The organism is Bradyrhizobium tropiciagri (assembly GCF_018130545.1).
Taxonomy (GTDB): Bacteria; Pseudomonadota; Alphaproteobacteria; order Rhizobiales; family Xanthobacteraceae; genus Bradyrhizobium; species Bradyrhizobium tropiciagri_A.
This window is the reverse complement of sequence record NZ_JAFCKF010000005.1, coordinates 35894-62710: the sequence shown is the minus strand read 5'-3', so window position 1 is coordinate 62710 and position 26817 is coordinate 35894. Positions and strand designations below refer to the sequence as shown.

Here is a 26817-nt window from a genome sequence, read left to right as displayed (position 1 = left end):
GATCGGCAAAGCGCTTGCAGATCCCGGCGGGAGGGGGCGCAGAGAACGGCCCCTCCCGTCGGCATTTTGCTAGTTGCAAGGATTGATCTTGAAGCCCCTACGATATTCGGCCGTCGCGACCTCGCGTTCGGCGGGCGACAGCGCCCTGAAGCCGCGCAACGGGCTCCCGAGCGTGTGTCCGCGTACGTCATCGAGCGTCCACATGTCCTTGGCGTCGAAGCGCAGATGCGGTTGCGCGATCATGGTCTTGCCGTCAGGCCGGACAAAACCGAGATCCTTGATCGCATCGGCGACATCCCAACCGTGATAGCAATCTTCCCATTCACGACGACCGCTGAAGCGGCCCATGGCCGGCGTCGCCCGGCCCTCGTATTCGGCGGCGAAAGCCACCTTGTGGGTCCAGCGGCAGCCTTCCGAACAGTAGGTGTAGATCTTGCCGTCGACCTCGTCGCAGACGAAGTCTTCGCGGATCAGGCACGGAACCATGCAGCTCCAGCACCGATGCGGGTACGAGTAGCCCACCTCGCTGTTGAAGAGGATATTGGTCTCGCCGGGCACGCTGAGCTTGGCGTGCCACTTCCAGAAGTCGCCGAACTCGGCGTACCAACCCGGATATTTGTGCTCGAACCACTCGAAGTCCCGCTCGGTCTGGGCCTCGATACGCCAGAAGTTCACCGACCAGCCGACCGTGAAGAACTGTGCGGTCTTGTGGACGTAGTTCTTCTTGACGATCCGATCCCAGGCGGCGGCGACGTCATCGTGATGGATCTTGATGCCGTACTTCTCGAGCGGCAGCATGTAGGTCCGGTAATAGTCTTCGTAGATCCAGCGATGCCAGAGTTCGGCGTAGGACTCCTTGTTCTTGTCGCGGTTGGTCGTGCCGTACTCGATGAACGTCCCGATCGCGGCATCGACAATGGCGTGATTCTGCCAGAAAGCGTATTTCAGATCGCGCTCCAGCAACTGATGGTTCGACGGATCGTTGATCATCGCCATCAGCATCGAGTGGCCGTTGCCGATATGACGGGATTCGTCCGACTGGACCGACAGGAACACGGTCGGCAAAGCGTAGTCGCCGTTGCGCGCCGCTTCGGACGGCATCGCCACGAACAGGGTGTTGGTGAAGGCGGTTTCCGCCACGACCGTCAGATAGACGTTGGCCGCGGTGATTGCGTCACCGGTCAAGAAGCCCTCGGCGAACTGGCGGCCGATGGTGGTCGCATAGCATTTGCCGAACGCGGCTTCGGTGATATCGAACCCCGCCGGGTCGATGTAGTTCTCCATGTACCACTTCTTGAGATTCATCTGGATCGTCGAATGGCGGAATTCATCGACCATCTGCATGGTGAAGCCGGTGCGCAATTCCTCGCCCGGCGCCAGCCGACCGACCATGGCCATCGAACGCGCCGCCGAGATCTCCGGGAACGGGATGATCGCCAGGAACAGCTTCATCCACTCGACCCATCGCGGCTCGACGTTGCGGAACATGTCGCCGCGCAAAGCCGCATCCAGCGCACCATAGACGCGGTTGTCCTTCTCTTCCTGCATCGGGAAGTAGGACCGCAGGACCTGCTTCATCGGGTCGCGCGGCGTCTTCGATATCTTGTAGTCGGTCGGGAAGGTCATCGCTTCCTGCACGTAGCTTGGCGTCCAGCCAAGGTCCGCGACACGGTTGGCCGCTTCAGCGATGCTGATCCCCTTCTGCGCGGTTATCTTGTTCAGTGTCAGACTTGCAGTCATCTTCAGCTCCTTTGAAGGTTGCGTTCTCTCCAGCATTCTCGTCTTGACTCCCAGGGCAAAACTCCTGGATCGGCTTGTCGAAATTCTCGGCCGCAAAACTCACTTTGAGTCCGTTAAATGGATTGATTGATCTGCTGACTCGTCGTTTCACGTCAGCCCGATTTCTCGGCGCTGACGGTCTCGTCACCTCCGTTGGCTCGTTTGATGAGAGGTTTGCCCTCGGCGACGAATTTCGCCGAGAGGACCAGCGCACCGGTTGCGAAATCCCTGCCGTGCGCGGCGATCATCGCTTCCGTGATCTCGGCCAGCCGAATGAAGAAGGCGTCTTTCGACCTGGCTTCCTCGCCCATGTCCGGTTGCGGAGACGACATTTTTGGTTGTTCCCTTGATGCAATCTTGGCTGCGTTGCTCTTGCTCATCATGCGTGCCCTGAACGTTGCTGATCATCCCTCGAAGGACCGTTGTCGATCTCGAGCAAGGACGTGGCGAGCCATTCGCGTTCAGCCAGCAGGCGTCGATGCTCGTCCCGCAGCAACTCCAGACGCGCAATCGCTCGCTCCAGTTCCGCATGGGCGTCGCGTCCCGCCTCGGCACGCGCCGCGCCACGCACGGCGCACGCGAGCTCGATTTCGGCTCCACCCCGCGCATGCTCATTCTTGATCTGCATCTCGTTGTTATCGACCATCTCGTCGATCAGCCTGTCCCGGGCAATCATCCGATCGCGGGCGCGCTGCAGTTCGGCTGCTTCCTCGACGGTCGGCGCAGGCCGGGGGCGGCTGTCCTTTGTCACGCGCGCCCCCCTCGTTCGATGATCTGGACTGAAGCTTTGCATGTCGCGGCACACGCCCTACGGAATCAGGACCGCACGGCCATGAATGCGCCCATGATGCAGATCATGAAGCGCGTCATTGGCCTGGCTCAGCCTGTATTCCTTGGTGTGGAGTTCGACGAGCCCACGATCAGCGAGAGCCATCAGCTCAACCAGCTCGGCATATGTACCGACCAGGTTGCCCACGATGGTCTTTTCCGACGTGATCATGTCGATGGTCGGGATATCGATCTTCCCGCCATACCCGACGATGTAGTAGTAGCCGCCGTTCGCTGTCATCGACAGGCCTTTGGCGATCGCGTCACCCTCGCCGACAAAATCGATCACAGCCTCCGCGCCGCGCCCGCCGGTCAGCGCCAGCACGGCCTCGACTTCGTTGCCGTCTGCCTTCACGACGTGATGCGCACCGCACTTCTTGGCCAGTTCGAGCGACTGTTCAGCGCGATCGACCACGATGATTTCCGCTGCGCATAGTGCCGCGAGAACCTGGATGCCGATATGGCCCAGCCCGCCGGCGCCGATCACCGCGACATATTCACCGGGCAACAGATGACGGGAGGCCTTCTTCGCGGCGCGATAGGCCGTCAGCCCGGCATCGGTGTAGGGAGCAACATCCTTTGGTGCGAGCGACTTCGGCAGCTTGATCAGAGAACGTTGTCCCGTCAGCAGATACTGCGCATAGCCGCCGTTGGCGTTGATGCCGGGAAACGAGCTGTCCAGCGCATGCATGTCGTCACCGCGTCGGCACGCGAGACAATGCCCGCTTGTCACCAGCGGATGGCAAATCACGCTGTCGCCAACCTTGACCCCTTCGACACCCGGGCCGATCGCTTCGACCCAGCCGGCGTTCTCGTGACCCATGATGTATGGGAGCTTGACGTCGACCTTGCTGCGCCAGATGCCTTCGACGATGTGGAGATCGGTGCGACAGACGCCGGCACCGCCGATGCGCACGATCACGTCCATCGGGCGCGAGATCTTCGGGTCAGTCACGTCCTCGAATTTGACGAACTCCTTCGCAGTCAGCTTCTCGTCGAACTCATGAAGCACCGCAGCTTTCATTGAAGAGCCTCCCCGGAAAAATATTTTTTCTGTCGACGTGGCGCGAACGCCGTCCCGCCGAGTAGTTGAGCAAGGGCTGTGCCAAGCGCACAACGGATTGATCTTTCTATTGTTCTTGCGATCTCGGGAGAGCCCGCGCCGATCCGCCTCGGAGCAGGCTTTGCCCGCGAGTGTTCCGAGTCGGAACAGTTCGACGGCTGCAACAACGGCTGCACGAAAATTTGGATTTTCGATTGTTTGACCTATGATCGTGAGAGCCGCGGCACACGCGAGAACGACCCGAACGAACCGGGCCACGACCTAGAGGAAATCGCCAAAGCAGCGACTCCGGGAGGAGCCAAGATGCTGACCGCTAGCCGACGCGGGGATAATGCCTGGATGACGCTCGAACAGCGCGGCGCGCCACCGGCTGAGCTTCTGTCGGCGGATATTTACGACAGCTGGATGCGCTGCATCTCGCTTGGTCTCGATACACTGCGCCCCCCATCGCCCGAGTTCGTCAGCACCGCAATTCTGCGCCAGGAGCAGCAGCGCTGCTCCCTGATTCGAGGTCTCGCGCTCGCAGAGATGCACACGCTGCATCAGCAAATCGCCGGCTCGAACTTCATGATCGCCTTTGCCAATGCCGACGGCCTGCTGCTCGACATCATCTCGGACTCGAGCTTCAGTGACGCCTCGAACGCAGCGAGCATTCGGCCCGGCACCATCTGGACCGAGGCCATTTGCGGCACCAACGGCCTCGGCACCGCCGCCTATCTCAAGCGGGCCATCGTCGTTCACGGCGGCGAGCACTTTTTCTCGCGCTACAACAATCTTACTTGCGTCGCCGCACCAATCTTCGCACCCGACGGCGAACTGGCCGGAATACTCGACGCGTCATCGGATTGCATGTCGAGGCAGGCGCATACCCAGGCGCTGGTCGCAATGGCGGCAACCCAAATCGAGAACGGCCTGTTCCGCGAACATCACCGCGGGAACATCCTGATCGCCTTCCATAACCGCGGCGAGTACCTGCACACGTTGAGCGCAGGCCTGCTGGCCGTCGATAACGAGGGCAGGATCCTTGCAGCCAACCGGGCCGCTAGCGTCCTGCTGCATGGCCTGCCCGCCTCGCCGGGTCGTCGCTTCGCCGACGTCTTCCGTACCAAATTCAACGCCTTCGTCGATGAAGGCCGGCGCAAGGAACGCCAGCGCCTCGAGGACGAAGTCGGTAGCCAGTTTGTCGCAACGATCGAGAACGCGCGCCAGTTCTCGATGATGCAAGCCATTTCGCGACCTCGGCCGCCGACGCCCAAGGACGTCCCCACCCAGTTCGTCTCCGCCGACCCGGCGATCGCTTCCGTTGTCCAACGGGTGGGAATCGCGGCAGTCCGCAAGATGCCGATCCTGATCCGTGGCGAAACCGGCACCGGCAAGGAGCAACTCGCCCGCCATGCTCATACCGCCAGTGGGCGGACCGGCGCCTTCGTCCCGGTAAATTGCGCAGCGCTCCCCGACAGCCTGATCGAGGCGGAGCTGTTCGGCTATGTCGAGGGCGCTTTCACGGGAGCCAAGAAGGGCGGCGCCGCGGGACTGTTCAAGGAAGCGGACGGCGGGACACTCTTCCTCGACGAGATCGGCGACATGCCGGTGACGCTGCAGGCCGTGCTGCTGCGCTTCCTGGACGATTGGACCGTCCGGCCGGTCGGCGGCACAAAACGTCAGGTCGACGTTCTCCTGGTGTCTGCCACCAATGCCAATCTCGACGAGTCAATTGCGAAGGGCCGCTTCCGATCCGATTTGCTGTTTCGCCTCAACACGCTGGAGGTGACGTTACCGCCCTTGCGCGAGCGCTCCGATTTTGCCGAGATCGCGCGCCATTTGATCCACAAGATCGATCCCTTGATGGATTTGACCGAGAGAGCGATCGATCGTCTGGCCGAGCTCGATTGGGATGGAAACATCCGCGAACTGCGCAACGTGCTTTCCCGATTGTCGCTGGCCGAGCCGGGGGATCTGATCGACGAGACATCGGTCGAATCCGTGCTTGCGCATTCAGGCGGCGAGCGCCTGGCCGGCAAGGCGGTGGCTGCTGGGCTCAAGGCCAATCTGCATGAGATTCAGCGCTCGCATGTGCTGGCCGCCTATGCGGAAACGGGCAACAACATCAGCAAGACCGCGCGCCGGCTGGGCGTGTCGCGCAACATGATCTATCGCGCCCTGCGCGGCAACAAGGATTAGCGCAATCGCGGCGAGGCGCCGCGACGACAGCGCGATCCGGCCGAACTGGAGGCGTTAGAGGACATCACCTCGTCGAGTCAATTGGGAGCATCGCCATGTTTGAACCGGAAAACAGTCTCGAAGCTCTGATGCAGGCAGCCGCAAGGGACGCCAGCATCGTTCCCGCGTTCTATCGCGCGTTGCTCGAGACGGAGATCTACATTCTGACGCCGGAAGCGCCGATGAAACCTGGGCGCCGTCGCTCGCTCAAATTCCAGGAAGAGATCAACGTCGCAACGGTCGACTTCCAGAACATGAGATGGCACCCCACCTTCACCTCAAAAAAGCGCATCTACGATTATATACAGCAGCCTGAGGTGTGTCTTGGCGCCGCCGCGCGCAATCTGTTCGAAATGCTGCCTGACTCCAATTTCTGGCTCAATCCGTTGTCCGAATGTCAGAAGCCCCTGCCCGCCGCCGAGATCGCTCTCCTCATGAACGGCAAGATCTTTGACATGGCGATAAAGTCCGCGCGATAGGCGCGGTGCTCGTGCAACCATCGCGTACCAGATCGCGAAAAATCGTAGCTTTGCGTCTGAAATCGTAGAATTGGTAGCGGGGAGACCGCTACCACCTATCCCCACACGGAGAAAATCCGCGATATTTTCTCCAATCTTTCGCCGCGATACGCAGCTCTGTGCGGATTTCTTCGCATAAGCAAGCTGACCAAAAATGCCGCTGGTGGGCGCCCGCCGATCGTCAATGTCGAAATGCCAGTCACCCGGAGCCGCCCGCCGTGGCGATCACAAGCAGACATCGGCTGCGGAGCAGTCGATATTTTGTCTGCTAGGGCCAAAGTGGACACCTTAGTCTAGGTGGTTGCCACATGAGCAGAGAGGCTCAGCTAGGTATTTGGAGCACGTCCGGATGCATCAATGGCGCGTCCTTTACCCAGAGCTTTGCTCCTCGCGGACCTGCAACCGCGCGCAACGCATCGCCCGGCGGTAAGCGGATCCAGCCTTGCGCCGTCAGGTTTCGATCGCCGATCGTTAGATCGCCATCGAGGACAAGTCCCTCGAGCCCGCGTCGGTTCTCGATCGTTATCGCGGCCCCCGCTGGGAGAGTTTTGAGCCGCACATTCTCGTATCCGTCATCAAAAAGTTCGATCGCGCCAGATGCAGATCCACCTTGTGCCGGCCGGCGGACGATCTGCTGGTCGTCACCCTCCCGGAATTGCCAGAGCCGGACGAAGATCGTGCAGCCCTCCGCGGAGGCCGGCACGTGCGACGTTCCTGGCGGGTTACGGAAATAGCTCCCGGCGGGATAGTCGCCATGCTCGTCCTGGAAGACACCTTCCAGAACGACGATCTCCTCGCCACCACCGTGCGTGTGTCGGGGAAACGCGCTGCTCGGCGCGTAACGCACGATCGAAGTGGCACGCGCCACCTCTTCACCGATGCGGAACAGCATTCGCCGGTCCACGCCGGCGGCGGGGCTCGCCACCCATGGGAGCTCCGAGGCCTGGATGATCACGGGGATCGTCAGATCGTCATTGATGCGCATGGCTTCCCTCCTTCATGGTGAGCACCATCCTAAAATTTGCCTGGCCGGACCTCATCCGGGCGACCGCCTCGCCCGCCTTTTCGAATGGCATGACTTCGATGCGAGGCCGCACGCCGGCGAGCACGCTGAAGTCGAGCGTCTTCTCGTTCTCGAACGGCGTGCCGGTGATCGACCCGAGGATGCTGCGTTCGCCGACGACGAGGTGTCCTGCAGACACCGGCAAAGGATCCTTGCCGGCTCCTAGCAGGACCAGCCTGCCCTGCGGCGACAGAGCGCCCATTAGAGCGGCAATGGCCTGGACATCGCCAATGGTCGTGACGATGGCCTTGGTGCCGCCGAGGCCTTGCAGACGTGCGGCGGGGTCTTCCTTCTTCGAGTCGATGTAGACGTGCGCTCCAAGCGCGATAGAATCGTCCGCGATATCGCTCCCGCGCCCCACAGCGACGACGCGGAATCCCATCCGCCTGGCGTACTGGAGTGCGAGGTGCCCCAATCCGCCGATACCCAGCACGACAACCGTGTCGCCGGCTTCCGCGCCACACTTCTTCAACGCGTTGAACGTCGCGATGCCGGCGCAGAGAAGCGGCGCCGCCTCCTCCGACTTCAACTCGTCGGGAATCGAGACCAGTCCGGTAGCGCGGGCGATCATCATCTCGGCGTAGCCGCCGTCGCACGTCGATCCGACGAACGGCTGGTTCAGGCAGAGCTGAAACTCGCCGCGGCGGCACTGGGCGCATTCGTTGCAATGCCCTCCGAGCCTCCCGATGCCGACCCTCTGGCCGATCTTCCAGATCGACGGCGCGCCGGCACCGAGAGCAGCGATGCGGCCAACGACTTCGTGGCCGGGCACGCGCGCGGGTCGCATCTTGGGATCGGCTCGGTCGATATCGCCCGCGTCGGCGCCGCAGATCCCGCAGACCTCGACTGCGATCAGAACTTCTCCAGCACCCGGAGACGGCGTCTCGCGTTCGGCGATTTCGAGCTCACCGGTTTTCGAGACCTGCGCGACACGATGGGAGCGCCTCATTTCCACAGCCTCCAATATTTCTGACTTCAGTCGTTCGTGGCCGGAGACAGCGGACCGCTTTGTGCAGGCTCGCGCATGCGCGCGATCACGAATGCCGCGGCGCGCTCCGCCGCATCGACGGCGCCGGCGAGATAACCGGGTTCTCGCGAGCTCGTCTCGCTGCCCGCCAGCACGATGCGATCCCGCCATTCCTGACCGACCCAAGGGCGCCGATCGGCCATCGGATGGCCGGTCGCGATCCTGTCGCCGTCTGTCGCCGTCAGTGGGTCGGCCGCCCAGTCCTTGAAGAGCGTCGCACGCGGCTTCGCCGCCTCGGGCCCAAACAGGTCGACGAGTTGCTGCACACAAGCGGATACGATCGCGGACTCTCGCGCTGCGACGCGATCTTCAGCGGCGATACCGACAAAGCCGAAGAGAGCAGCCTTCCCGCTGGCTGTCGTGGCATCGTGTATCTCGGCAAGCGGACCAACCATGCTCTGCGCCGTGCCCGACAGCCCCTGCTCTCGCCAAAACGGCCGGTCGTAGACCGCGAAGAACTTCGCATGGGGTGCCATCCATGTCGGCGTCGCTCGCCAGCGGCTTGCCGACGCTGGGTCGATCGCAGGCGAGAATGCGACGGTCGCCTCAAGGAGGCGCGGCGGCAGCGCGAAAACAACAAGGGCAGCGCGGCAGGTCTGAACTGCGCCCGCGATGTCCACGAACGAAAGCTCGACGTCTTCGCCATCAAGCCTTGCGCCTGTTGCACGGACGCCGAGTTCGATACTGCCTTCCGGAATCGCATTGAAAAGTGCGGACACAATGGAACCTGTGCCACCGGCGAGCCGCATCGACGGCGGCGTCTGGGATAATCCGCCGTAGCGCTGCGGCGGCCGGTTCGGCATCCGCTGAAGAACGACGTCGCCGTCGTCATGCTGGGCAAAGTTGATGAGCCCGAAATCGTCGATCAGTCGGCCGAACGCAGGCTGCATCTCGGGCCAGAACCAGGAAGGACCGAGATCGAACCCGTCGCTCGACAATTGCCCGGTTTCGTTCACGGATAGAACGCGACCGCCGAGCCGCGGCCGCGCTTCCAACAGTCGGAAAGCGATATCCGCGCGGTGGATCCGCAGCGCCGCAGTCAGGCCCGCGACGCCTCCTCCTACGATGACGACGGGACGATCGGAACTCGACACGACAAAAACCCTGGAAGTGGACACCCGAAGAACATGCTCGCCCGCAGGCGCTCCTTCAAACGGGATGATCTTGGCGGCCGCCAAAGAAAATCTTTGGCGGACGTCCAACAGGCCCCCTTCAGGCCGCCTCCGGGAGGGAGGCAGCAAATTGCGGATACGTCTCCGCGAGTTCCGACCTGATCTGGCCTCTCATCAGCGCCAGAATCTCGGCGTCCGGACCGGGGGTCTCGACCTCGCAGCGGTCGTTGTCGAACGAGAAGCCGGTCATCTCGCGGATGTCAGCCGCGCTGCGGCCCGGATGCACGCTCTCGAGCCGGAACCGACCGGTGTCCCGCTGAAAACTGAACATCGCAGCATTCGTCAGCAACGCATGCGGACCGCCTCGCCGATAGACCCCGTCTTCGGTCGCTCCTGGCGCTGAGATGAAATCGACCTGATCGACCAGCACGCGCGGGCTGTGCTCTTCGCGAAAGAGGATCACGCGGGGCACCAGGAAGTACAGATAGGCTGAGCCGTACGATCCGGGCCATCTGACGGGCGAGTTCGGATAGCCTCCGGCACCGACAAGGTTCACGTTGCCCTTGCCGTCGATCTGGCCACCACCGAGGAAGAACGCGCCGATGCGACCCTGCGCCGCGCAATCGAACAGTTCTTCCGACCCGCTCGTAAAGGAATTGTGCCTGACCGAGCCGAGGATCGAGACCTGCACATCGCCGAGACCCTGCTTCTTGTTCAGGGCCCGCAACAGCATGGCGCCGGCTGCCGGCATCGGCGACGACATTCCGACAGCGACGTGCTCTACCCCGTCGAGCAGGCGGGAGATCGTATAGATCAACAGCTCGCGGTTTGTGCACTCGGTCGTCACGCCGCGCTCCTGGTACCGGTGATGTAGGCCAGGAAGCCCTCTGGCGTGCGTGCAGCACGCGCGTAGTTTTCGACCTCTCCAGCGTCGACCTCATACTCGGCGTAGAGGCCTGTCGGCCAGGCCGCACCCTTGTATTCGGCGACGGCGGAGACGTACATCGCCGGGAGAACGCCGGCGGCTAGCTTTTCGTCGTCGAGCAGCGAGGTCTCGGAGATGCGCTCGACGGTGACGAAGGTCTTTTTGGAGGCGTGCGCGAGCAGCATGACCTCGCGGCGCCGGCCAAGGCGGACGTTGCCGAAGCGATCGGCTTCCGGCGCATGGATCAGTGTGATGTCCGGCTGGATGGCCGAGACCACCACGATCTTCTCGCTCTCGTCGAACGGATTGGTGGTGACCTTCCAGTTCGGATGGTTCTTCAGGACGTCGCTGCCGATGATGCCGCGGATCGGCATGAACGGCACGCCTTTCTCCGCCGCGCTCAGACCCGCGAACACCGCCGGACACGTCGCATCGAGCATCCGGATCTCGCCGTTGCGGATCGCGCGACCGAAGCACGGTGCCCCGCCCGCCTCGCCCAGGCTGACGGCGCTGGTCTCAAGCACAGACACGGCGCCGGCACCGATCAGCATGTCGACCTGCATCCCGCCGATGGGGGCACAAACGACGTGAAGGTCGCGGATTCCTCGCTCGATCAGGAATCGAATCATCGCGGGACAGGAACCCGAACCGTCCGGAGCGAGGCCGAGCTTGACGCCCGACGGGATCATGTCGGCCATCGCCTCCGGCGACACGAATTCAGTCATGGTCCACCTCCCGTATCAGGCCCGATCGATCGCCGGGCGTTTCGTTATTTCAAGCGATCGAGCGATCCCAGAAGATCGTCCTGCAGATCGTCGTAATCCTCGAGGCCGACCGAGATCCGGATCAAACCATCGGTAAATCCATGCGCGGCTCGTTCTTCCGGCGAGTAAGTCGCGTGGGTCATGCTGGCGGGGTGCTGGATCAGGGTCTCCGCGTCGCCGAGGCTGACTGCGCGCGTCGCGAGCGTGACGTTGTCCATGAAGGCGCGACCGGCCCCAAGTCCACCCTTGAGCTCCAGTGAGATCATACCGCCCATGTTCTTCATCTGGCGCATTGCGAGCTGGTGCTGCGGATGGGACGGCAGGCCAGGGAAATAGACGGTCTCCACCGCAGGGTGCTCAGCAAGGGCATGCGCCAGCTTGGACGCATTCTCACCATGTCGATCCATCCGGATACTGAGCGTCTTCAGCCCTCGGAGAACGAGGAACGCGTCGAAGGCGGAGATGCAGGCACCGTTCATCTCCTTGATCCCGATGAAGCGGCAGTTATCGATGACGTCCTTCCGCGCGACGATGATGCCGGCCAGCAAGTCGCCGTGACCGCCGAGATACTTCGTAGCCGAATGCACGACAATGTCAGCTCCTAGTGCGATCGGCTTTTGAAGATAGGGCGTGCAGAAGGTGTTATCGATCAGCAGCAGAACTCCCCTCTTGTGGCAAATATCAGCAACCGCTGCGATATCGACCAAGCGCATGTTCGGATTGGAGGGCGTTTCGGCGACTACCAAGCAACAACGAGAGGTCAACGCATCCGCCAGATTGGCGGGCTCAGTCAGATCGACGAACCTGGTCTTAATGCCGAAGCGCTCAAGTTGGTGGTGTAGCAACGAAAACGTGCAGCCGTAGAGCGTCTTGTCGGCGACGATCTCGTCACCGGCCTTGAGAAGTGTCCAGATAACGGCAGTGAGAGCGCCGATGCCGGACGACGTTGCCATGGCCGCCTCACCTCCCTCCAGCGACGCCATTCGCTTCTCAAGCACTGAAACGGTTGGATTGCCTACGCGGCTGTAAATGTAGCCGTCGGTCGTCCCCGCAAACCGCTCGCTGCCCGTCACGGAGCGCTCGAACGCATATGTCGACGTTAGAAAGACTGGCGGGTTCAATGCCCCATGATAGTCGAGCGGGTCGTACCCTTCGTGGATCGCCCGCGTGGAGAAGCCCAATTCGATGTTTTTCATGCCGCCAGCATAATCGCTGCGCGAATTCGCACTTGCCAAAGACAAGCCCGTCGGATTGAGATTTTGGCACGAAATCGCGTCAGACAGGCATTTCATGACCATTCCTGCGAATACAGCCAATTTCGATGCAATCGACCTGAAGATTCTCCGTGAGCTGCAGACCGACGCCCGTCTGCCGAACAACGTGCTCGCCGAGCGGGTCGGCCTTTCCCCTTCCCCATGCTCGCGGAGGGTCAAGCTGCTGGAAGAGACGGGCGCCATCGAGGGCTACCGTACGATCGTGAATCGTTCTGCGGTCGGCCTCGGGTTGACCGTCTTCGCCGGAATTCGCGTCGGGCGTCACTCGGCCGAAGGCAAGGAGAACTTCATCAAGATGCTGCTGGCGATGCCCGAAGTCATCGCCTGCCACCTCGTCAGCGGGGACATCGACTTTCTCATCGAAGTCGTCGTACGCGACATGGCGACCTATGAAGCCACGGTCCTCAACCGTCTTCTCTCTCTTCCCGAGCTGCGCGACATCCGGACGAGCTTCGCCATGCGGACGTACCGTTCGTCGGGACCACTCCCCCTCTCGCCGGGCAACGAGCAGGCGTCCGGTCGTCGACCGGACGCCTGAACTCAGGCTCAGGCGACCTGGTAGAAGCGGATCTCCGGAGCTGCCGCGAGCAGCGGCTTCAAGGTGACTACGACGTCGTCCTGGAACAGTTGGCTCTTGGTATAGGCCACGGCATTCTCGACAGTATCGAACCCGTGAAGCACCTGCACGTCTTCGCCCCGCACCAGCAACTCCTTCGACTTGGCGCCGGATACGTTCTTGAGGAACGGTTCCTTGAAGTGACCGCAGACTGCGGCGGCTTTGGCTCGGTTGTGCTCTTCGACCTTCAGCGTGATTTCCAGATAGGCCATCGTTCTTCCCTTCTTGCTTCGATGAAACAGCGACGCTGCGGCAAGTCCGACACCGCCTGTCATGGGAAGACCTTGAGACGCTCGGTCCACTTTCACAAACGCGAAGATCTTGAGATCCGGCTAAGTAAAACTTGGACGGAACCGGCTGCATCACTCTGCCCGCTCGTCGACGACATTCGCTGCGGCCTCTTCGAAGAGCCAATCGCGAAACGCGAGCAACCGCGGCAGCCCGGCGCTCTCGGCGCGATAGACCACGTAGTAGGACAGCAACGATGGCAGCGTGATCTCCGGGAACAGGCGAGCGAGCCGCCCCGACGCGATATCGTCGCGCGCCATGATGCTTCTGCCCAGAGCAACGCCCTGCCCCTCCATTGCCGCCTGGAGCACGGCCGCAGAGTTGTTGATGTGGAGCCCGCGTTTGGATGCGATCACGTCAGCCGCACCGGCCTGCGCGAGCCACTGATCCCAAGTAATAAACCCGGCGTGCCGATCGACCGACAGATCGTGGATCAGCGTTTCCCCCAGGAGATCTTGCGGGCTACCGAAATTCTTTACTGAGCCAGGCGAGCAGACCGGATAAACCTCCTCGTCCATCAGCTTCTCTGCCACCAGTCCAGGCCAGTCGCCGGCGCCGTATCGGACGCCGATATCGATGCCTTGTGCGACGAAGTCGGAGAGCTTGAGGTTGGTGTCGAGACGGACGTCCATGTCCGGACTTTTCGCCTGAAATCGGTGGATCCGCGGCAGAAGCCACTTCGCCGCGAAAGCAGGGCTGACAGTCACGGTCAAGGTGGCACGGATGCCGCCGACCTTCAGCGTCTCGAGACCGAGACTGAGGCGATCCAACCCCGCTCTGATGTCTGGCAGCGCGCGCAGCGCCGTCTCGGTCGCGACCAGGCGGGAACGCCCGGTGGTGGCGCGATGGAAGAGCGGTGCGCCGAGCCACTCTTCGAGGGTCTTGACGAGCTGCCCCACTGCGGCAGCGGTGACGTGCAGCTCCTCCGCAGCTCCGGAGAAGCTGCCGTGCCGTGCGCTTGCCTCGAAGGCTCGCAACGCGTTGAGATGGACCGGCGACTTCATGCGATTGCTTCACCTTTGTGCGAAACCGAAGCGCGACGCAAACAGTTCTGCTGCCTCACGCTTCGGTCGTCGCGGTCATGGAACGTCAGGCCTCGGATCGTCTACGAAGCCATCCCGGTTCGGCATCTTGACGGCACTCAGCGACTTCGCGTCCATCGCCGCATCCGCCGGCACGATGCCGTTCATATTCAAGATGTAGCCGGACAAAGCGTATACCTCGTCGTTCGTGAGCGACTCCGGGGCATTCAGAGGCATGGCGCGACGGATGTAGTCGAAGAGCGTGGGAGCGTACGGCCAGTAGCTTCCGACAGTCTTGACAGGCTTCGCTGTCGCCAGCGTGCCCTTTCCGCCGACCAGCTTGTCGCCGATGCCGCCCTCACCTTTCTCTCCGTGGCACGCAGCGCACTGGTTCTGAAACAGCTCGCGGCCTTGGCTCACCGTGCCGTGTCCCGGCGGCAGGTACTTGCCGTCCCGATCGACGTCGATGCTCCAGCCTGCGATTTCAGCGTCCGTGGCCTTCTTGCCGAAGCCGAACTTCGACTGTCCGTAAACGAGCGTCGTCGTGCACACCAGAACGATGGCCGCTCCGACGAGACTAAGCCTTGACATGGGCATTGGTCACCTCCCCGGTCTCGGCAATCTTCCAGGGCCAAGTCGCGTTGTTGTGGTACTGGCCGTTCAGACCCCGGACGTCCTTGAGCTGTTCGAAGCTCGGCTGCACGTAGCCGGTCTCGTCCGTCACGCGGCTGATGATCGTCGTCGGCTTGCCGTCCCACGTCCACGCAAGCCTGAAGCGCGTGAACGCTCGCGTGAGAACAGGCTCCTGCAATTTCGCCGCTTGCCAGGTCTTGCCGCCGTCCGTCGACACATCGACCTTCGCGACCTTGCCACGTCCCGTCCACGCCAGACCCGTGATTTCGTTGAACCCGGGCTGGATCTTGTGCGTACCCGACGGGCGGGTGATGATCGACTTCGCCTCCATCATAAAGGTGAACTTGCGCGCGGTCCCGTCCGGCATCAGATCGGTGTACCGCGACGTCTCTTCGCGGGAGTAGATCGGCTCGTTGGTCACATGAAGACGTCGAAGCCATTTGACGTTCATGTTTCCCTCGTAACCCGGGACCAGAATGCGCAGCGGATAGCCCTGCGCGGGCCGCAACCGCTCGCCGTTCTGGCTGTAGACCAGCATCGCGTCCTCCAGGCACTTCTCGATCGGAATGCTGCGCGTGAGCGCGGCAGCGTCCGCGCCTTCGGCGATAATCCACTTGGCTTCAGGCTTCAGCCCGACGTCTTCGAGCACAGTCTTCAGAGGCGCGCCGGTCCATTCACAGCAGCTCGCCAGCCCGACCAGCTCACCCGCGGTCTTCGCATAGATCTTCGTGTAGGGCGGATTGCCGGAGCACTCCAGGAAGTGGATGCGGCTTTCCGACGGATAGCGCTTGATGTCGTCCACCGTGAAGACGGTCGGCCGCTCGACCAGGCCGTGGATCATCAGGCGGTGCTGTGCCGGATCGATCTCGGGGATGCCGCCGTGGTGACGTTCGTAGAAGAGGCCGTTGGGGACGATGATGCCGTCGATGTCCTGCAGTGGCGTCTGGCTCTGCGAGGAGGTCTGCTGTTCGGTGTCCTTCTTCAACACACGGACGATGCTCTTCTCGAACTTAGAAGGCAGCCCGTACGGCTCGCTGCCGGTATCTGCACCTGGCTGTTTCATCCATTCAGGAACGTTAGGCGGCAGGTTTTCCGCGCCGGCAGCCGGTTCGGCCGCCAAGGCCTCTCCGGATGCGACCAACGCAGCCGCTCCTCCTACCGCCAGCGAACCAGCGGCCAGAAACTGTCTCCGCGTCGACGACCTCGTCGCCTCGACGCGCGATCCGCTCTTCATGCTTTCTCCTTGCGAACATGTTTCACAGGATTCCCGAACTTGCCGCAGCGGATCCGTCGATCCGACGCGCCCCATGTCCGTTTCGGGGTCTCCGGCGTTCGGAGGCTCCGCCGCCGGAAATCGAATTCAGTCGACGCCCCGGCGTCAGGCCGCAGCGCCTTCTCTGGATCGCGCCGGCGACGCCACAAAGAGTGCGGCCACGGCGAAAAGAAGAGGCGGAAACGAGAGCCAGAGCACAGTGTCCCAGCCGTAGGCCGAGAGCAGTCCACCCGACAGGAAGGAGCCGAAAGTCATCGTGCCGAACACGACGAAGTCGTTGAGCGACTGGACCCGGGCCTTCTCTTCCGGCCTGTGGCATTCGAGAACCATCGCGGAGGCACCGACGAAGCCGAAGTTCCAGCCGACACCCAACAGGATCAACGTCGCCCAGAAATGTGCGACCTGGATGCCGAGGAGGCCGACTGCCGACGAAGCAGCGGTAAGCAGCAGACCCGTCGCAACCACTTTCGATGCACCGAACCGGGTAATCAGACGGCCCGTCCAGAAGCTCGGCCCGTACATCGCGATGACGTGCCACTGCAGGCCGAGGTTCGCGGATTGTTGGGGCAGGTTGCAGAACTTCATCGCGAGCGGCGCAGCCGTCATGAGGAAGTTCATCAGAAGGTACGAAACAACGCCGCAGATGACCGCGCCGATAAGCCGTGGCTGCCGTGCGATGGTGGCCAAGGGACGCCCCCTACCGGCGTCTGCTGCCGTCGGCACCGGCAAGCGCACGCCGGCGAGAACGAGTAGCGAGATGGCCGCGACAATGGCTTGCCCTATATAGGTCGCGGCGAACATATAGGGCTGCCAGAGGTCCATCGTATACGAAACGAGCTGTGGTCCGATCACGCCTGCGAAGACGCCTCCCGCCATCACGGCCGACAACGCGCGCGGGCGCCGCTCAGGCACGGCGCAGTCGGCGGCGGCAAAACGAAAGGAGAGCACCACCGCGGCGTAGACGCCGCCGAAGAACGTCGCGAGACAAAACAGCCAGAACGAGGCCTGCAGCACGGCCAACGATCCGATCAGGCCGCCCACGACACCGCAGCCGGTCCCGATCATGAAGGCCGCGCGACGACCGTGACGTTGGGCGATCGCGCCCGCCGGCAACGTACAAGCGGCCATTCCGACGACGAAGATCGAGATCGGAAGTGTCGCGAGCGCCTTTGTCGGCGCCAGCATGTCTCCGATCACCGCGCCGGTGGCATAGATGACGGTCGAGTTCGCGCCGGCCAGCGCCTGCGCGATCGCCAACCTGACCACGTTGGAACGTTCGAACCGGGTAGTCGGCGCTGCGTCCGCCAGATCTTCCATCACGACTTGGGACATTCAGACCTCGATTTGGTGGCTCCAGCGCGTGTCGCGCTGCGAAGGACGTCGATGCAGACGACGATCAAGCAGGTCGCGCGCCTTGGGTGATTGGCCGCTGCGCATCAGCGCCAGCAGCAGCATGTCCTCGAGAATCTCCCGCTGGGCGCCGCTTCCGCCGACCCGAGCGAAGTCTCTCGTCAAGGGTTCCAGAATCCGTGTGCACTCGGCGTAGTCGGCATTCGCGAACGCAAGCGCAGCCGAGCCCACCGCAGGGACGACGGCGCCGGCCGGAAGCGCACCGTCCGCAACGCGACGCGAGTTCGCATCGATGCGATCGATCGCGGCGACCTGCCGACCGGTTGCGGCCGACAGCAGTCCCATGTGGACCTCGACGAACGCGAGCCCGGGGTTCGCGTACTTGGAGCCTGCGTAATGTTCGGCTTCGTCCCACAGGCCGGTCGGCACCGCGTGGCCATACGCCTGCAGCCGCCACAGCAGCGACACCGCATCGCTCACGACGTTGATCGGAAGTCCCAGCGAGACCGACGGACGCACATACTTCGAATAGATCGCCAACGCGTGCTGCGGATCATCGCGCTCCAGCGCAGACAGCGCGGCGTGCCACGCCAGGTGCCCGTGCAGCATACCTGCGCGGTCGTATTCCGGCAGCCACCCCTCGATCAGCGTCTCAGCTTCTTGCGCCGCGCCCTGCTCGAACATGGCGTGCGCGACGGCGTGAGCCGCATTGGCGTTGGCGCGCCGACGCTCGAGCCCGCGTTGCGCCAGGTCCCTGCCCTTGATGACCGCGCCATTCTCGGCGTGAGACCAGCCGCGGTAGGTCAGAAACCACCAATCATCCGTGTCGTAGCGATCCGCAACCTTCTCGCACAGATCGACGCGCGCCCGGTCGTGGTCCGCCATTCCGGAGAAGGCGAACAGGCCGAACGCGCCGAGCGGCAGCGAGAGGATCAGAACATCGCGGGGCCATTTGTCGAGATGCGCGAGCGCGCTCTCAAGCGCCTTGGCCGACTGCCCGGTCACCGCGAGCGAGAGTATCGACACGTGGTTGATCTCACGGGGTGATCCGTTTCGGGTGACGAACTCTTGGGCCCGCGCGATGCTGGCGCGCGCCTCGGCCGGCTGCCCCTTGATCGCCTGCAGTCGCGCGAGAGCGGCGTGCGTGAGGGCGAATTCCGGATCCAGATCGATAGCCTGCCGCAGCGCCTCCTCTGCGCCCGGCCAGGCCGACAAGAGAAGGTCAACGCCCGTGCGGTAACCCGCCGCCGCCTGCGTCGAGTTCGTCGAAATCGGAAGGCCGCGACTGTCGACCTCGGCCATGCTCGCCTCCTGCAGCGGTCAGGCCGCCACCTGGCAGCCTCTTGATTTCGACCGCTACCAGAGCGATATCAGGCTGTCTTTCGACGCTTTGCCAATTTATGTAGAATATCCGCCAATCGGAGACGGCATGTCTTGGACTGCGATATCGGCCCCGCCGGACGCCCTTCCCCCGCAGCCGATCACGATGCGGGCCCAATCCATTCCTCCGAAACATGAATTCCCGGAGCACGCGCACGACTGGCATCAAGTCGTCTATGCCGTCGATGGAGTGCTCATGGCGATCGCTGAGAACCGCTCCTTCGTCATCTCGCCGGAACAGGCGGTATGGTTGCCGAGCGGCATCCGCCACCGCGTCGGTTCACTGCTCGGTGCCGAATTCCGCAGCCTTTGGATCTCAGTTGACTCCGGACGAAGTCTTCCCACGGCTCCGACGGTGCTGGCCGTCTCACCGCTGTTGAAGCAGTTGATCGTCGAGGCTGCCGCCATCGAGGCGCGGAGGGACAGCGACGGATACACCGACCGCGTCACGACGCTCATTCTCGACCAACTCGCCAGAGCCCCGGCCCTAACTGCTGGATTGCCGTGGCCGCGCAGCGAGCGCTTGCTACGTCTATGCGAGGCCCTCTACGTGGACCCTGCCGACGAACGCGGTTTGGACGATTGGGCCAAGGTGCTCGGTACGTCTTCCCGAACGCTCACGCGACAGTTCGAAGCGGAGCTGGGTCTAAGCCTCCGATCTTGGAGGCGGCAGGTACGGCTGCTGCGTTCGATCGAACTGCTAAGAAAGGGGACTGGAGTAACCGAGACGGCCCTGCAACTCGGATACGGCTCCGCGTCGGCGTTCATCTTCGCCTTCCGAACTGAAATGGGATCCAGTCCTCACGCGTACATTCGGAAATCGGGCAACTCGCACTAATGCTCGGTGCGCGACGACCATAGGGCTCATCTTCACGACGACCAGGCTGCCCTTAGCCGCAGCACCCCTGCCTGTTTTCTTGCACCGGTGGACAGGGCACGCTTCCGTAAGAGCAGAACACACAGCAGTCGCCCGGCTTTGGCTTAAGTCGGGTGCCGCACTCCGCACAATCATAGAAAAATTGGCATGCATCGATCGGCATAGTCTCAGTCGCCTGATGGCGGCACACAGGACAAGTTAGAGTCGATTGCGCTTTCATGGATAACCCTTCGGCCTGAAGCGGATCAAAGCGCTTGGTCGCGCCCGTCCACAACGATCAGGTACGGACTGGAAACGTCAGCTCAGACTTCGCCCCGCTGCGGCCCGTCCGGTTCGAGATCGTGAATTCCGCGCCGATCTTCGCCAGCGCCAGCTTGACGATCGCCAGTCCCAGACCGCTGCCGATTGGACTCCTCGACCGGCCACGGAAGAAGCGATTGCCGAGCTTATCGATTTCATCAGGGGCTATCCCCGGCCCCTCGTCCTCAACCAAGAGCGAGTTGGAACTGGCGGTCCAGACGATGCGGCCTTCGCGCGTGTGCTGGACCGCATTTTCATGAAGATTGCGCAACGCCAGTTGGAGACAATCGGCGTTCGTGTCGACGACCATGTCGCGAGCACTCGCCTCGATCGTAACGATGGTCCCCGCATTCTTCGGTGTTCCCTCAACGATCTCCGATAGAAGTGGTCCCACTTCCACGCGACTGCGCGGCGCATCCGCCACGTCGGCATCGAGCTTCGCGATGGTGAGCAGTTGGCGCACCAGGCGGGTGCTTCGGTCCACCGCGGCAACGATCTGTTCAAGCGCACCTCGAACCACCTTCGGATCTTCAGCGGCCAGCGCCACTTGGGCTTGAGTTTTCAGACCAGCCAGTGGTGTCCGCAGTTCATGCGCGGCGAAGGCGCTCACCTCGCGTTCGTGCCGGCGGGCGGCCTCCACGCGGGTGAGCAGACCGTTGAGAGCCATAGCCAAAGGTCGGACCTCAACAGGCTCCCGATCAGTCTCGACGTGCCGCATGTCGTCTGGTTCACGCGCCCCGAGATCCTGCGCCATGCGGCGCAGCGGACGAAGGCCCTGCCCTACGCTCGCCCAGATCGCGGCACCGAGCAGAGGGGCAATCAACAATGCCGGCAACATCAGACCCTTGATGAGATCGGCAACCAGCCGTTCGCGCAGCGACAGCCTGTCGCCCACCATGACTCGCAGATTGTGGCTGGCGTCTTCAACGGTGAATACGCGCCAAGTCTCTCCGTCGATCGTTCGATCGGAGAACCCGTCGGCCGTGGATGAAAGCTGCTGATCGGGCGCTCCGCTCGATTTCGCGACCATGCGACCATCGAGCGACCAGATCTGACATGACAGTTGGCGCTCATAGCTGCCGAGTTGAGCGATGGCCCCAGGGGCAGACTTTCCAGGCAGGCTCTCGAATCCCGATGCGAGTGAAGCCACCATGCGCGCAGCTTCCTGAAGACGCGTGTCGAGCACTTGCTCCACCTCGACACGGCTTCCGGCGAAGATCCAAACCACCCCCGCCAACCAGACGATTCCGGTCGCCGCGATGAGGATCGCGAAAAGTCTAAGCCTCAGGGATCTCATCGGGCAGCCCCCATGCGGTATCCGACGCCCCGCAGCGTCTGGATCGCGTCCTTGCCGATCTTGTTACGAAGATTGTGTATGTGTACTTCGACGGCGTTGCTTTCGACATCTTCCTGCCAGCCGTACAGGCGCTCCTCGAGTTCGGCGCGCGAACGCACCTGTCCGGGACGCTCCATGAGTGCGGATAAGATCGCAAACTCGCGCCGCGACAGGCTCATCGGTGCACCGTCGACGGTCGCCGAAAGGTCCGCGGGCGAGAGAACGATGGACCCATAGGTCAGCGTGGGGGCGGCGCGCCCACCCTCCCTCCGGACGATGGCGCGGAGGCGCGCGGCAAGTTCGTCGAGGTCGAACGGCTTGGCCAGATAGTCATCTGCGCCCGAATCCAGCCCCGATACCTTGTCGCCGACGCTGTCGCGGGCGGTGAGAAGAAGGACCGGCGTGGCATCGTTTCGGCTTCGCAAAGTGCGCAAAACGTCGAGACCGCTTCCATCGGGCAACATGATGTCGAGCACGATCGCGGAGTATCGCGACGACGCGATTGCAGCGTCGGCGTCCTCGCACGTCGCCACCGTGTCCACCGTGGCGCCTGTCAACGACAGACCGGCCCGCAGACCGTCGGACAAGATCGGATCGTCTTCGACCACTAGAATTCGCATCGTTACCTCCAGCCGCTCCTGTCGGCCGCCAGCCTTAAGGCTGGCTTAAGGTAGCCGCTTCAGAGCGCGGCATCCGCTCACAAATGCAGGGCCGCCACCCAAATGCCGGGCATCCAACGAACCTCGATCGTACTTCTCGTCCTTCTATCATCGCTGACGGCGGCTTGGGCAGGAACTCCACCTTCCGCGGACCAAGCTTTCGTCCTGAAAGTCTCGCGCGACGCCGCAGGCCTGCAACTTGGCTGGACGATCGGACCGGGGAGCTACCTCTACCGGGCGATGATCGGCGCCAAGAACCCGGCATCGCCTGGCACGCCAATCGCTGTTCGCACTCCCGAAGGCGAACCCAAGGACGATCCGGATTTCGGTCCGCAGGAAATCTACCGGAGCGCCGCGACGGCGGAAATACCGGCGGACGATCTCAAGGGACTGCAGGAAATCGTACTCACCTATCAGGGCTGCGCGGAGCAGTACCAGATCTGTTATCCCCCTGTTTTCAAGACGATCAATCTGCACACGATGGAAGTCAGGGACCGCGCTGGTGCGGCCTCATCGGGATCGTCGACATCGTTTCTGGATCCCCCTCAAGACATCACGGGCGAGCCCGCCGACAAGGGCTCGACGAAGACGGCGCAATCTTCTGACTGGGATGTTTCCGACTGGGTCACGCTCGGCGGCATGCTGGGGTCGTTCTTCGGATTCGGTGCTCTGCTGTCGTTCTCGCCGTGCACGTTTCCGCTCGTTCCCATCTTCTTTGGCCTGATGGCTCGATCGCAGGAGCGACTTTCGCTCGGCCGCGGTCTCGCCCTCGCTGCAATGTTCGTAGGCGCCTCGGCATCGGCTTATTCGATGCTGGGAGCGTTCGCCGCCTGGTCGGGATTCGGGGAAAACCTGCAGATACTGCTGCAGACGCCGATCGCTCTCGGCGTGATGAGTACGGTCCTCGTTGCGCTGTCGCTTTCGATGTTCGGCCTCTTCGAGATCCAGTTGCCCGCCGCCCTCGTCGACCGGATCAGTGGGGCCGCGTCCGGAGGCCGTCGCGGACCGCTGGCAACCGCCGCCGTGCTCGGCTTCGGGTCGGCGTTGATCGCCGGTCCCTGCGTTACGCCTCCGCTCGCGACCGCCCTGCTCTACATCGCACGCACCGGCAACGTTGCGCGAGGTATGACCGCGTTGTTCCTGTTCGGCGTCGGCATGGGTGTGCCGCTTCTGATCTTCGGTGCTCTCGGGCCTCGTTTCCTCCCGAAGCCCGGTCCATGGCTGGTCCGCGTCCGCCACGCGTTCGGCTTCATCCTCCTCGGTGTGGCCATCTCGATCTTCTCGCGGGTGCTGTCGCAGCAGACCACGTTGCAGCTATGGGGTGCGCTCACGTCGGCGATAGCCGTCTACTTCGGAACGCAGTTCCTGACGGTGCAAAGCCAGTGGCGGTTCGTGTCGATGGGCCTGGCAAGCGTCGCTTTGCTGGTCGGCTCAGTCCTTCTGATCCGATCGACGGGCGACGACAATCTCAGCACCACACACTTCCTCGACCGCTTAGTTGAGCGAGAGCCCGAATCCGCAGCCTCCGCCCGGACGATCCGATCGGTTGCCGCGCTCGATCGCGAACTAGCTTCGGCGCGAAGCGACGGGAAGCCGGTCATGCTCGACTTCTCGGCCGACTGGTGCGTCGAATGTCGGCTGATGGAGGCCGTTCTCCGCAAGCCCGAGGTCCGTGCTCGGCTGCAGAAATTCCGGCTGGTGCGCGCGGACGTGACCGCCGTCGACGACGCGAGCCGGGCTCTCATGAAGCGTTTCGAGATCGTAGGACCGCCGACCATCCTGTTGTTCGGCTCGCCTGGAGAGGCGTCCCCCACGACCAAGATCGTCGGCGCCGTCGACGCGGACGCCCTTCTCACCAAACTATCGACCATCACAGCGGCCGAATGACATCAGTCCCAATAGCGGAAAGGAACTCCATCATGACGTCGAACATCTCACGACGCACGCTCGCTCAAATCATCGCGGCCGCGGGCATCGGCTACCTCGTCGGTCCCGCACGTGCCGACGAAGGCCCCTCCGAAGCGGACGTGTCGCGCGAAGCAATTCTGTATGACCCCGCCGCGCCCACGACCGGCAACCCCAAGGGGGACCTGAACATCGTCGTCTTCTTCGACTACAACTGTCCTTACTGCAAGCAGTCGGAACCGCTGCTCGAGAAGCTGGTCAAGACCGACGGCAAGATCAGGTTGGTCTACAAGGATTGGCCGATCCTGACGCCGGACTCAATCAAGGGCGCTCAGTGGGCGCTGGCCGCTAAATATCAGGACCGGTACGACGCAGCCCATTTCGCGATGATGGGAATCCCAGGCCCGAAAATTCCGGCGGAGCGGATGCGCGAGGCGATCGCCAAATCGGGTGTCGACATGGATCGTCTCGACGCCGACTTGCAAGCTCACGGCGACGATATCGCCAAGCTCCTCAGACGCAACCTCGCGCAGGCGGACTCGCTCGGACTGATGGGAACGCCGGCCTACATCGTGGGCGACTATCGCGTGACGTCGGCGCTCAACTATGAAGGCTTCAGGCGCGTCGCCGCAGACGCACGTGCGCGATCGACAACGAAATAATCCTGAGAGTATCCTCTGAATCGATTCATGCGGAGGCGCTATTTTCGGGCGGCCAGCGCCGACAGCGTCGGGTGACGCCCCTTCATGGTCGACACCCGACGCTACGACATTCGTTGTTGCTCACCAAAGAGGGAAGAGGCTACAGTTTTGACGTGTCTTCGACCTCCGACCCCGAGACCCGTCAGTATGTGCGCTTCATGCGCAGGAACGGCTGTCAGGTAACAGCGATCGGACTTGGAATGACGGCGACGCAGCTAGATACTGCGGTAAACGTCGCGTTCCCCGCGATCACGCGAGGCTTCGAGCTCGCAGTGAGCGATATTCAGTGGGTCGTGATCTGCTACGTATTAACCTATGCCAGCTTACTGCTCGCTCTGGGGCGCATTGGCGACATAGTCGGGCATGCCCAGATTTTTCGCATCGGCTTGGTTATCAGCGTAGTCGCACTCACACTCGTCGGCTTCTCGCCGAATCTTGGAGCGATGTTATTCTTCCGATGCCTGCAGGGGATCGGCGCAGCACTGGTACTAAGCTGCAGCACAGCGCTGCTTATCGGTGCCTTTGGCGAAGATCAACGAGTTCGCGCACTCAGCGCTCAAACCATGATTCTTTCGGGTGGTTTGATGCTCGGTCCGCTTCTTGGTGGCGCTCTGATCAGCGCCTGGGATTGGCCCGCAGTGTTCTGGTTTCGAGTTCCGGTTGCAGTGGCTGCGCTCGCCCTTCTGCGCACGGCGCCGCTCTTGCCCAAAAAAGTGAAATCCGAACCATTTGACACAATCGGTGCAATTGCGTTGATCATCGGTCTGGTCACTATGCTCATGGCCATCAACCAGCTACAGAGACTCTCCGGCCTTTGGATGGGCCTGCTCTCCGCGTTAGCGCTGGCGACATTCGTCTTTCGCGAATCGCGATCGGCGAAGCCAATCATTTCCGTCGAGATTCTTCGACGGGCAGATTTTGCGATCCCCAATGCGGCGAGCGTGCTGGCCAATCTCGCGGCCTTCTCGGTTTGGCTGCTCGTACCTTATTTCCTGGCACGCGTTCCCGAATACTCGCTGACCGAGATCGGGGTCGTTATGTCTACGGCCGCGGCGGGATCGGTGATTGCCGCTCCGATGGGCGGACACTTCGTTCGTGAGTACATTCGCACCGACCGACTAGCGATCGTCGGTGCGGCATCCATCGGGGCCGGTCTGCTCCTGCTCGGCTCCTGGACAGAAAGCACTCCGACAGTCGTACGCGCTGCGGGACTTGCCATACAAGGCATCGGGCTAGGTCTCTTTCAGGTTGCCTACGCAGATATCGTGACCAGAAGTCTTTCGGCTAAAGATCGCGGGGTCGCGGGAAGTCTCGTGCTTTTGACACGAACGTTTGGCAATGTAACCGCCGCATCAGTTTTCCTACTGGCGTTTGGACTCTTGAGTGAGAGATACGGCTTCGTTGCGGGCTTTCAGAAGACGCTTCAACTTGCAGCGTTAATCGCGCTAGCCGCAGCAGGACTATTGGCATTTTCGTCGCGGTCAGACCAATAGGCTTTGCGCTGGCGACATCCGGGTGACGACCGTGCGAGAGGACGCCCCCTAGCAGATTTTCGGATTTGTTGCCCGGGACGAGTCGGTGGGTCCGAAGAAGGTCTCCCGCAGGTTGTGCAAGCGAACAGCGCACAAACGCGGCATGTGGGTTTGTGTTGCGCTCGGAGGGCGTTCGCATTTGCTGCGGTTTCATCGGCTTGCGCCGATGACGATGATCGAAAGGGTCCTTTCAGCCTCAAACGAGCCTTTCAGCTCCGTTGCCCTGGCATCACTCTTCGCGCCATCTCCTATCACGCCCAGATGATCGAGAAACCAGTCTCCATTCAGATTGGAAATCTCGAAAAACTGCAGTGTTTTCAAGGGCTATCCTGACATTTTCGGTGTTTTTGGCCTCACTGCAGAATTTCCCTT

At 62.3% G+C, this 26817-nt stretch carries 27 protein-coding genes; 7 read left to right on the top strand and 20 right to left on the bottom strand.

The features are described 5' to 3' along the window. Positions 1–69: 69 nt before the first annotated feature. From JQ616_RS22155 to JQ616_RS22140, 4 genes are all read right to left on the bottom strand, one after another. Entirely contained in the window at positions 70–1740 is a 1671-nt protein-coding gene (locus tag JQ616_RS22155; RefSeq protein ID WP_212018020.1) for an aromatic/alkene/methane monooxygenase hydroxylase/oxygenase subunit alpha, read from the bottom strand. 152 nt (positions 1741–1892) lie between these two features. Next, a complete protein-coding gene (locus JQ616_RS22150; protein ID WP_249137134.1) occupies positions 1893–2090 on the bottom strand; it encodes a hypothetical protein in 198 nt (65 codons plus the stop codon). Between the two features lie 68 nt (positions 2091–2158). Further along, a complete protein-coding gene (locus JQ616_RS22145; protein WP_212018017.1) occupies positions 2159–2530 on the bottom strand; it encodes a hypothetical protein in 372 nt (123 codons plus the stop codon). Between the two features lie 57 nt (positions 2531–2587). Beyond that, positions 2588–3631, bottom strand: coding sequence for an NAD(P)-dependent alcohol dehydrogenase (locus JQ616_RS22140; RefSeq protein WP_212019102.1), 1044 nt, complete (start codon positions 3629–3631; stop codon positions 2588–2590). A gap of 342 nt (positions 3632–3973) precedes the next feature. Between JQ616_RS22140 and JQ616_RS22135 the strand changes: the two genes are divergently transcribed. Both JQ616_RS22135 and JQ616_RS22130 read left to right on the top strand, forming a co-directional pair. After that, positions 3974–5851, top strand: coding sequence for a sigma-54-dependent Fis family transcriptional regulator (locus JQ616_RS22135; protein WP_212019100.1), 1878 nt, complete (start codon positions 3974–3976; stop codon positions 5849–5851). 95 nt (positions 5852–5946) lie between these two features. Further along, positions 5947–6369 (top strand): SseB family protein, encoded by a 423-nt coding sequence (locus tag JQ616_RS22130; protein ID WP_212018015.1) that lies wholly within the window; start codon positions 5947–5949, stop codon positions 6367–6369. Between the two features lie 361 nt (positions 6370–6730). On the opposite strand, the gene JQ616_RS22125 is transcribed toward JQ616_RS22130, so the two are convergent. From JQ616_RS22125 to megL, 6 genes are all read right to left on the bottom strand, one after another. Further along, a complete protein-coding gene (locus JQ616_RS22125) occupies positions 6731–7393 on the bottom strand; it encodes a cupin domain-containing protein (RefSeq protein WP_212018013.1) in 663 nt (220 codons plus the stop codon). Then, positions 7380–8420, bottom strand: a complete 1041-nt coding sequence (locus tag JQ616_RS22120; RefSeq protein WP_212019098.1) for an alcohol dehydrogenase catalytic domain-containing protein — start codon at positions 8418–8420, stop codon at positions 7380–7382. Before JQ616_RS22120 ends, JQ616_RS22125 begins: the two co-directional genes overlap by 14 nt. 26 nt (positions 8421–8446) lie before the next feature. Further along, positions 8447–9592, bottom strand: coding sequence for a flavin monoamine oxidase family protein (locus JQ616_RS22115; RefSeq protein WP_212019096.1), 1146 nt, complete (start codon positions 9590–9592; stop codon positions 8447–8449). A gap of 118 nt (positions 9593–9710) precedes the next feature. Beyond that, on the bottom strand, positions 9711–10457 hold the full coding sequence (locus tag JQ616_RS22110) for a CoA-transferase (protein ID WP_349630036.1): 747 nt from the start codon (positions 10455–10457) through the stop codon (positions 9711–9713). Next, complete coding sequence (locus JQ616_RS22105; RefSeq protein ID WP_212018012.1) at positions 10454–11260, bottom strand: CoA transferase subunit A; 807 nt, start codon at positions 11258–11260, stop codon at positions 10454–10456. Before JQ616_RS22105 ends, JQ616_RS22110 begins: the two co-directional genes overlap by 4 nt. A gap of 44 nt (positions 11261–11304) precedes the next feature. Continuing rightward, complete coding sequence (gene megL, locus JQ616_RS22100) at positions 11305–12495, bottom strand: methionine gamma-lyase (protein ID WP_212019092.1); 1191 nt, start codon at positions 12493–12495, stop codon at positions 11305–11307. Positions 12496–12589: 94 nt separating this feature from the next. Between megL and JQ616_RS22095 the strand changes: the two genes are divergently transcribed. Beyond that, entirely contained in the window at positions 12590–13111 is a 522-nt protein-coding gene (locus tag JQ616_RS22095) for an Lrp/AsnC family transcriptional regulator (protein WP_212018010.1), read from the top strand. Positions 13112–13119: 8 nt separating this feature from the next. Here JQ616_RS22095 and JQ616_RS22090 read toward each other — a convergent pair whose 3' ends face one another. The 6 genes from JQ616_RS22090 to JQ616_RS22065 form a co-directional block, all read right to left on the bottom strand. Next, positions 13120–13401 (bottom strand): hypothetical protein, encoded by a 282-nt coding sequence (locus JQ616_RS22090; RefSeq protein WP_212018008.1) that lies wholly within the window; start codon positions 13399–13401, stop codon positions 13120–13122. A 150-nt stretch (positions 13402–13551) separates the two neighbouring features. Next, on the bottom strand, positions 13552–14481 hold the full coding sequence (gene gcvA, locus JQ616_RS22085; protein WP_212018006.1) for a transcriptional regulator GcvA: 930 nt from the start codon (positions 14479–14481) through the stop codon (positions 13552–13554). A 75-nt stretch (positions 14482–14556) separates the two neighbouring features. Next, positions 14557–15096: a c-type cytochrome gene (locus JQ616_RS22080; RefSeq protein ID WP_212018004.1), complete on the bottom strand. Its 540-nt coding sequence runs from the start codon at positions 15094–15096 to the stop codon at positions 14557–14559. Then, positions 15077–16366, bottom strand: coding sequence for a sulfite dehydrogenase (gene soxC, locus JQ616_RS22075; RefSeq protein WP_212018002.1), 1290 nt, complete (start codon positions 16364–16366; stop codon positions 15077–15079). The genes JQ616_RS22080 and soxC overlap by 20 nt, the downstream gene beginning before the upstream one ends. Positions 16367–16510: 144 nt before the next feature. Next, entirely contained in the window at positions 16511–17737 is a 1227-nt protein-coding gene (locus JQ616_RS22070) for an MFS transporter (protein ID WP_212018000.1), read from the bottom strand. Further along, positions 17738–19057: a tetratricopeptide repeat protein gene (locus tag JQ616_RS22065; protein ID WP_212017998.1), complete on the bottom strand. Its 1320-nt coding sequence runs from the start codon at positions 19055–19057 to the stop codon at positions 17738–17740. Between JQ616_RS22065 and JQ616_RS22060 the strand changes: the two genes are divergently transcribed. Next, positions 19056–19973 carry an AraC family transcriptional regulator gene (locus JQ616_RS22060; protein ID WP_249137131.1) on the top strand — a complete coding sequence of 306 codons (918 nt, stop codon included), beginning with the start codon at positions 19056–19058 and terminating at the stop codon, positions 19971–19973. The two genes, JQ616_RS22065 and JQ616_RS22060, sit on opposite strands and share 2 nt — an antisense overlap. 52 nt (positions 19974–20025) lie before the next feature. On the opposite strand, the gene JQ616_RS39370 is transcribed toward JQ616_RS22060, so the two are convergent. From JQ616_RS39370 to JQ616_RS22050, 3 genes are read right to left on the bottom strand one after another with little or no spacing between them, the layout of a single operon-like run. Further along, positions 20026–20232, bottom strand: coding sequence for a GDCCVxC domain-containing (seleno)protein (locus JQ616_RS39370; protein WP_249137129.1), 207 nt, complete (start codon positions 20230–20232; stop codon positions 20026–20028). Between the two features lie 57 nt (positions 20233–20289). Next, on the bottom strand, positions 20290–21609 hold the full coding sequence (locus JQ616_RS22055) for an ATP-binding protein (RefSeq protein WP_212017996.1): 1320 nt from the start codon (positions 21607–21609) through the stop codon (positions 20290–20292). After that, complete coding sequence (locus tag JQ616_RS22050; RefSeq protein WP_212017994.1) at positions 21606–22268, bottom strand: response regulator; 663 nt, start codon at positions 22266–22268, stop codon at positions 21606–21608. The genes JQ616_RS22055 and JQ616_RS22050 overlap by 4 nt, the downstream gene beginning before the upstream one ends. Positions 22269–22370: 102 nt before the next feature. Between JQ616_RS22050 and dsbD the strand changes: the two genes are divergently transcribed. The 3 genes from dsbD to JQ616_RS22035 all read left to right on the top strand — a co-directional run bounded on the left by dsbD (position 22371) and on the right by JQ616_RS22035 (position 26406). After that, positions 22371–24194, top strand: a complete 1824-nt coding sequence (gene dsbD / locus JQ616_RS22045; protein WP_212017992.1) for a protein-disulfide reductase DsbD — start codon at positions 22371–22373, stop codon at positions 24192–24194. Positions 24195–24238: 44 nt separating this feature from the next. After that, positions 24239–24874 carry a DsbA family protein gene (locus tag JQ616_RS22040; protein ID WP_433995997.1) on the top strand — a complete coding sequence of 212 codons (636 nt, stop codon included), beginning with the start codon at positions 24239–24241 and terminating at the stop codon, positions 24872–24874. Between the two features lie 116 nt (positions 24875–24990). Further along, positions 24991–26406: an MFS transporter gene (locus tag JQ616_RS22035; protein WP_212017988.1), complete on the top strand. Its 1416-nt coding sequence runs from the start codon at positions 24991–24993 to the stop codon at positions 26404–26406. Positions 26407–26595: 189 nt separating this feature from the next. Here the strand turns inward: JQ616_RS22035 and JQ616_RS22030 are convergent, their stop codons facing one another. Next, on the bottom strand, positions 26596–26766 hold the full coding sequence (locus JQ616_RS22030) for a hypothetical protein (protein WP_212017986.1): 171 nt from the start codon (positions 26764–26766) through the stop codon (positions 26596–26598). Positions 26767–26817: the final 51 nt, after the last annotated feature.

Coding starts and splice junctions, on each gene's coding strand:
- JQ616_RS22095 (WP_212018010.1), top strand. CDS start 12,590: ATGACCATTCCTGCGAATACAGCCAATTTCGATGCAATCGACCTGAAG.
- megL (WP_212019092.1), bottom strand. CDS start 12,495: ATGAAAAACATCGAATTGGGCTTCTCCACGCGGGCGATCCACGAAGGG.
- JQ616_RS22135 (WP_212019100.1), top strand. CDS start 3,974: ATGCTGACCGCTAGCCGACGCGGGGATAATGCCTGGATGACGCTCGAA.
- JQ616_RS22080 (WP_212018004.1), bottom strand. CDS start 15,096: ATGCCCATGTCAAGGCTTAGTCTCGTCGGAGCGGCCATCGTTCTGGTG.
- JQ616_RS22105 (WP_212018012.1), bottom strand. CDS start 11,260: ATGACTGAATTCGTGTCGCCGGAGGCGATGGCCGACATGATCCCGTCG.
- gcvA (WP_212018006.1), bottom strand. CDS start 14,481: ATGAAGTCGCCGGTCCATCTCAACGCGTTGCGAGCCTTCGAGGCAAGC.
- JQ616_RS22120 (WP_212019098.1), bottom strand. CDS start 8,420: ATGAGGCGCTCCCATCGTGTCGCGCAGGTCTCGAAAACCGGTGAGCTC.
- dsbD (WP_212017992.1), top strand. CDS start 22,371: ATGCCGGGCATCCAACGAACCTCGATCGTACTTCTCGTCCTTCTATCA.
- JQ616_RS22125 (WP_212018013.1), bottom strand. CDS start 7,393: ATGCGCATCAATGACGATCTGACGATCCCCGTGATCATCCAGGCCTCG.
- JQ616_RS22070 (WP_212018000.1), bottom strand. CDS start 17,737: ATGTCCCAAGTCGTGATGGAAGATCTGGCGGACGCAGCGCCGACTACC.
- JQ616_RS22090 (WP_212018008.1), bottom strand. CDS start 13,401: ATGGCCTATCTGGAAATCACGCTGAAGGTCGAAGAGCACAACCGAGCC.
- JQ616_RS22050 (WP_212017994.1), bottom strand. CDS start 22,268: ATGCGAATTCTAGTGGTCGAAGACGATCCGATCTTGTCCGACGGTCTG.
- JQ616_RS22150 (WP_249137134.1), bottom strand. CDS start 2,090: ATGGGCGAGGAAGCCAGGTCGAAAGACGCCTTCTTCATTCGGCTGGCC.
- JQ616_RS22130 (WP_212018015.1), top strand. CDS start 5,947: ATGTTTGAACCGGAAAACAGTCTCGAAGCTCTGATGCAGGCAGCCGCA.
- soxC (WP_212018002.1), bottom strand. CDS start 16,366: ATGAAGAGCGGATCGCGCGTCGAGGCGACGAGGTCGTCGACGCGGAGA.
- JQ616_RS22055 (WP_212017996.1), bottom strand. CDS start 21,609: ATGAGATCCCTGAGGCTTAGACTTTTCGCGATCCTCATCGCGGCGACC.
- JQ616_RS22060 (WP_249137131.1), top strand. CDS start 19,056: ATGCTCGCCTCCTGCAGCGGTCAGGCCGCCACCTGGCAGCCTCTTGAT.
- JQ616_RS22155 (WP_212018020.1), bottom strand. CDS start 1,740: ATGACTGCAAGTCTGACACTGAACAAGATAACCGCGCAGAAGGGGATC.
- JQ616_RS22065 (WP_212017998.1), bottom strand. CDS start 19,057: ATGGCCGAGGTCGACAGTCGCGGCCTTCCGATTTCGACGAACTCGACG.
- JQ616_RS39370 (WP_249137129.1), bottom strand. CDS start 20,232: ATGAAAGCGCAATCGACTCTAACTTGTCCTGTGTGCCGCCATCAGGCG.
- JQ616_RS22140 (WP_212019102.1), bottom strand. CDS start 3,631: ATGAAAGCTGCGGTGCTTCATGAGTTCGACGAGAAGCTGACTGCGAAG.